The following is a 724-nucleotide window of genomic DNA, read 5'->3' as shown; positions in this document are numbered from 1 at the left end:
ATCTAATCGCAACCGGCTGACCACGTAGACAGGCTGAGGCATCTGGCGCAGGGATGACAACAACGCCAAAGCGGCAAAGCTACTGTCACCAACAACCACAATTGGCCGTGTTGGCAGCCATCGCCGCACTTGCCGCAGCATCTGCCTAGCCCAGTCAGTCAAACGCTTATGCCGTTTCCGATGCGTTTGACTATAGCGTTCTGAGGGGGCCAGAACCGTTAGAAACGGCAGCGCCCAAACCCGCTGTGCCCAGGGTATCGGCACTAGCAACATCAAACTTAGCCATCGCAAACCGCTGGTTTTCACAAAGTGGCTATCGCTAGAGCGCACAGGGTCGCGATAGATGCCCCGAGCGGCAATCTGTTTACCCCAACGCCGCTCAATCGTATCGTCAATGCCCATCACCAGCGGGCCGCTCGGGGCAAGCACTGCTATCAACCACTGCAACAGCACACGACTCGCCGCTAGGCTAGACCAAACGGCACGGTTAAGCACCCGGTGGTAGGTTTGATAGTGCGGGTCTTCACTCAATCCTAAAACTCTCAACACTGCACTAACAGTTCGTTTGCCGGGTGCTAGGATGGCACCTATCATCAGCCATAGGGCACTCTCCCACACTCGTTTTGAGAATAGTGGCGCAAATCGTCCCAACGCTTCTAGTATTTCCATTTCGCAGCCAGCCGGTTATGACAAATCTATTGTGCTTGCTGCTTTCCTATTTGGC

At 54.7% G+C, this 724-nt stretch carries 1 protein-coding gene; it reads right to left on the bottom strand.

Translation table 11 applies throughout. The features are described from left to right. The coding region (locus CKL79_RS22710) for a transposase (protein WP_141242300.1) at positions 1–669 on the bottom strand (669 nt) is incomplete at its 3' end. Positions 670–724: the final 55 nt, after the last annotated feature.

Origin of the sequence: Leptolyngbya sp. BC1307, assembly GCF_002286735.1 — a bacterium.
In the GTDB taxonomy this organism is placed as follows: Bacteria; Cyanobacteriota; Cyanobacteriia; order Phormidesmidales; family Phormidesmidaceae; genus Phormidesmis.
Note: the sequence above shows the minus strand (reverse complement) of the source record. Positions and strands in the feature narration are given on the sequence as shown.